Origin of the sequence: Lishizhenia sp., from assembly GCF_033720595.1 — a bacterium.
Taxonomy (GTDB): domain Bacteria; phylum Bacteroidota; class Bacteroidia; order Flavobacteriales_D; family Crocinitomicaceae; genus Lishizhenia.
Genome location: NZ_JAWWCF010000209.1, coordinates 1 through 4,573, shown reverse-complemented (window position 1 = coordinate 4,573; position 4,573 = coordinate 1). Strand labels below are relative to the sequence as shown.

The 4,573-nt window shown below is 36.9% G+C and carries 4 protein-coding genes; all 4 read right to left on the bottom strand.

Annotated elements, in window-relative coordinates:
* A partial coding sequence (locus R3333_RS12590) for a 5-methylcytosine restriction system specificity protein McrC (protein WP_318959127.1) occupies positions 1-952 on the bottom strand: 952 nt, incomplete at its 3' end.
* Positions 949-2,517, bottom strand: a complete 1,569-nt coding sequence (locus tag R3333_RS12585; protein WP_318959126.1) for an McrB family protein — start codon at positions 2,515-2,517, stop codon at positions 949-951. The genes R3333_RS12585 and R3333_RS12590, both read right to left, overlap by 4 nt.
* A gap of 9 nt (positions 2,518-2,526) precedes the next feature.
* Complete coding sequence (locus R3333_RS12580; RefSeq protein WP_318959125.1) at positions 2,527-3,630, bottom strand: DNA cytosine methyltransferase; 1,104 nt, start codon at positions 3,628-3,630, stop codon at positions 2,527-2,529.
* A gap of 54 nt (positions 3,631-3,684) precedes the next feature.
* Entirely contained in the window at positions 3,685-3,915 is a 231-nt protein-coding gene (locus tag R3333_RS12575; protein ID WP_318959124.1) for a hypothetical protein, read from the bottom strand.
* Positions 3,916-4,573 lie beyond the last annotated feature (658 nt).

Genomic DNA, 4,573 nt, shown 5'->3' with positions numbered 1-4,573 from the left:
GGGGATCTAAAAATTGCTTCTTACCTTCATCATTACCGTCAAGAATTGAAACGTCATGTCCAATATGGCTCTTGTATGCTCTCGTTGTATTCAAGAGAAATTGCTCAAAGATGTTTTCCATATCAACAACAAAGCTGCTCAAATTCAGCGCAGTTCCTTGATTGTCAAAATCTATTCCAGTACCTGTAATTATTAACCGGCAAACTTCTGAAATATTGATATAGTAACTTCGCAGCAGTGGTATCTTGTCGTGCTTAATTATGTCGAACGCTTCTTCGAGAAAGTTCGAGTTGCTTGGAAATTCCACCTCTTTGAACCCGTCATAGAACTGGATTAAAGGCTTATATATATGATCTTTTTTGAGAAATTCAGACGGAAGGTTAACTAGACAGTAATGAATAGTAAACTTTATAAGCTTGTTCAGAGGAGTATTTAAGGAGTGTTCAAAAAAATAAGAGTAAGCTTTATGAAATTTACCATGCCCCCAAAGTTTTCTTATAGAATTTGCAGTATCCAAGCGACCTTTTATCTTTGAAAGTTCATCATTCTTACGTAAATACTCCTTGTAAATGCCTTCATCATACAAAGTTTGTAACTCTGAAATAAGACTCTCTACTAGAAACTCATAGACTATTTCTGGAGCGTTTTCTTTTTCGTTATATTTCCGAGAAAAGTAACTAAGTGAGCGAAATTTCCCCTGTGCAACTGACACCATTGTCGTGAGATTTTTTATAGAAAACTTAGGTCTGATGTCTATCGCTAGCTCTGTTGTTACGGGTATAACACCAATATAGCCTTTAGCTGCAAGGCTAAGCTTATTTTCTCTAGGCTTATAATCAATGCTAAAATAATTTTTGACTTGAGGGAGAATATTTAGCTTTCCACCCTCTTTGATAATTTCTGATATGTCTACGTCAATTGGAGAACGCTCGGTTCCCGTGAGGATTTTCACTTAATTTTACCCTTACCTTCCTCACTAACAACTTCTAAATAAGAGTTTCGAACTTCCTTAAGGGCATCTTCTTTGTACTTAAACATCTTCTCTAGAATAAACTTTAACTTATGATTCCAGAGAATAATCAAATCCTCTTCAGATTTTATATCTTTGAAGTAAGTATGTCCGAAACCATGTTCTGCATATCTGTTAAGAGTATTAAAAAAATTCACTATTTTTCCAATTACAGGCCCACTCACTGAGTTTTTAGTCAAAAATGATGTCAAAATATCTCTATTTGGAGCTAACTCAATAATTTCAAACCTTCTTTCCATTGCTGCATCTAGGTCGATAACTGATTTATCATATGGGTTCATTGTTGCCAAAATTATCACATTTTGGGGGACGTAAAATTTTTCCTCGGAATAAGGAAGTATGAACTCAATGTCTCTATAGTCAGCTTCTATGTATGTCAATAATTCGCCAAATATTCTACTTGGATCACCGCGAGTGAACTCATCAATAATTAGATAATAATTGTTATCAATGTCATTTTTGGCTTTTAGGCAAAGATTAACAAAGGTTTTAAACTTAGGCTTGAAAAGAGGTTCGGTTCCACCTATCGATCCCGTTGCAACTAGCCCCTCAATGAAATCTTCATATGAATATGATTGATGAAATTGTACTCGAGATATCCTGTTAAAATCACCATCAGTTAGCTTCATTGCAAGCTTAAGTGCGTACCAAGTTTTACTTGTTCCGGGAGGTCCACTTAGAAGAATACCTTTCGAACCACGCTCTAAAAGCTTAGTAGCAGATACATAAACTTCATCAGCATCGCTTAAGTTATTCTCAAGTACATGAGCCTTCTCTTTTACTGTACTTTCGTCAGTGGCTTCTGCTTGTAATGAAAGAATTATTCCTAGATTTGCTTTTTCATTTGCTAGATGAGTTGAACACATACTCATTACATTAGCTAACTCAGAATCTGTAGGGACAAGAAGGTTGGCAATGTTAGATGGGTAGATTGTTTTAAGCTTGTTGTCTAACTCTGCTACAAGTTCCGATGAAGAAATCTTTTCGGAAGTGAAACTAAAGTTTTCACCTCGAAACAGCCAAAGGACAAGGTAAGCTCTAATCTCTTCAATGTTGAAAGCTGATTTTAAGTTCTCATTAATATCTTTTGTCAGACTGACTACTTCATTATCCATATGAAGCAATGCTTTTGGACGACCGGGATATTCAACGCTATGTGAGCGGCTATCTTTTAATCTGGTTGTAAAAAAGTTGCTACGAACGCCATAATCGCTACGTTCTGCGAAATCTAAGTCAAAGTCAACCGTATAATTCCCTTGCTCGTCTAATGCTACAATTCTACTAACTGCTTTGATAAAATCTGCTCTGGCTTTGTTCTCGTTGACTTTAAGATTCACAAGCTCAGTATTATAACTTTTCATGAGTTCGCAGGAAGCTAGTAAGTGGCGTAAAGCACTGACTTTTTCTTGTCGAGATTTGCCTATAGAAGGGTCGATATTTTTTAACCCCTTGTAGGCGGTAAGAACAAATTCCTCAGAAAAGTACATCCATGTCTCCTACAATGATAGAGGTACAGTTTGATTACTGATTGGCTGATTAACGTTGAGTAATGTACTTTCTACTTTACTTCTCTTCAACTCGGCAACAGCAGTATTCTTGAAATAGTTTTTCAATTGTAAGCCAATTTTTTGAGCAATTAGCGGTGGCACTGCATTTCCAATTTGTTGATACTTAGATTTCACAGTTCTACCTTCGAATATAAAATCATCCGGAAATGTTTGAAACCTAGCAATTTCGCGAACTGAATAAATTCGGTCTTTTGTCGGGTGCCAGACCCCGGCATTTTCAGGCTTAAATGCTGCTGTAATCGTCCCCTGAATTTCATTTCGAGCATATCGTCGGAAGAAATTTGGGTAATGATACTTAACCATATTGTCTCTAATTTTCTTCCATCTTTCAGGTAGCACGTCATAAGAGAGACTTTTCCAAGATCCACCTTCAGGAATCATTGATCCATAATGCAAAGCTTGAGGATTTAGCTTCATTATCTCCGTTTGATTGGGTAAATTATCGTTAATACCTTTTAAGGTAGCCTCGATAGACAAATCTTTATCATCAACAATTTCTGGAAATACATGATCAATGTAGTTAACATTTTTTATCGCAATTAGAACTAATCGGATTCGATTCTGTGGAACACCAAAATGACTTAGGTTTAGCAACCTGTAGGTAACGTGATATCCATAGTCACTTTCTAATCGGTGCACTAATTCATCTATTAACTTTCCATTTTCTGTTTTAGTGCTGAGCAATCCTCTAACATTTTCAAAAACAACAGCTTTGGGTGACAACTTCTCTATAAATTTGAATGTATACTCATAAAGCATTCCACGCGGATCACTAGTGCCTTTTCTCGAACCCGCGTTTGAGAATGGTTGGCATGGAAAACCGCCTACAAGTACATCAGTATCCTCTATGCTCGGCACATCGTATTTAGCGATATCCCCTCTATTTATGGGGCCAATATTTTTTTCGTAGGTGTCACATGCATCCTCATCGATATCATTGGCCCATACAATGTCATAACCAGCCTGCTTAAAGCCCAGATCCATACCGCCGCATCCAGAAAAGAGGCTCACTACTTTGTATTTGGAATCCATATTAGTACTCATATTCAGTTTCCGGAAAGGTTTGTGCGCTGTACATATATACAGTTATTTGTTCGTTTTTCCAATCTTTTTAGCTACTTCGAAAAGATCTTGTTGAGTTCCAACGATATTTTCTTCCACGAAAGCTTTCATAAATTGTCTTAATACTTGAGAGGCAGGCAAATCCTGATTTTTGCATGCCGTTAAAAAGTCATCATGTAGCTCAGGTTCAACCCTGATTCTCAAGGCCGCGGATTTCATTGCTGTAGATCCAATGTGATAACGACGTGTGTCCAAAGTGTACACATCAGCAAGCAGTCTGTCTAATAACTAGTTTTATTTTTTCTTAATCTTTGAGCTTACGGCTAAAGAAGCCTGCGGAATTTTTTTGATCGCTAAATTTGAAGAATTCCATGCAGGGTGAATCAGAAAAACCTTTGAGGGGACCATGACAGATATACCAAGTTGTAAAGCCGACACACTGAATAAATCGATAGGAGCTGACCTAGTTTTTTATTACTTATTTGCTAATCCAGTCTGTTTCGAAGATGTTGATATTGGAGGGAGCAGTTAATTTTTATCCCCTGATATCGCGGTTTATTGAGGGCGTCAGAGGTTATAGCCCTCCATCAGACATAATACCCTCAAATTTTGCGTTTTTAAATTTGAGTATTAGTTGCTGTTGGTGATAACCTAAGAACATTGGGGGTTCACTGAAAAGTGAAACAGTTTAGTAAAAATAAGCCCTAGTCGAATTTAGATATATAGTGTTAAATCAATTGGTTATGTGTTATCTTTTTGAGGTAGATGAGGATTCGAATCCCTCTCTCTCCGCCAGATTTGACCCCAGTAAATTGATTTTACTGGGGTTTTTTATTTTCTTTAACTCTAGCATGCCATTAAGTGTACCATTTTGCGTCGGCTTCAATTAGTCCCGCAATAATGGCAAATATGT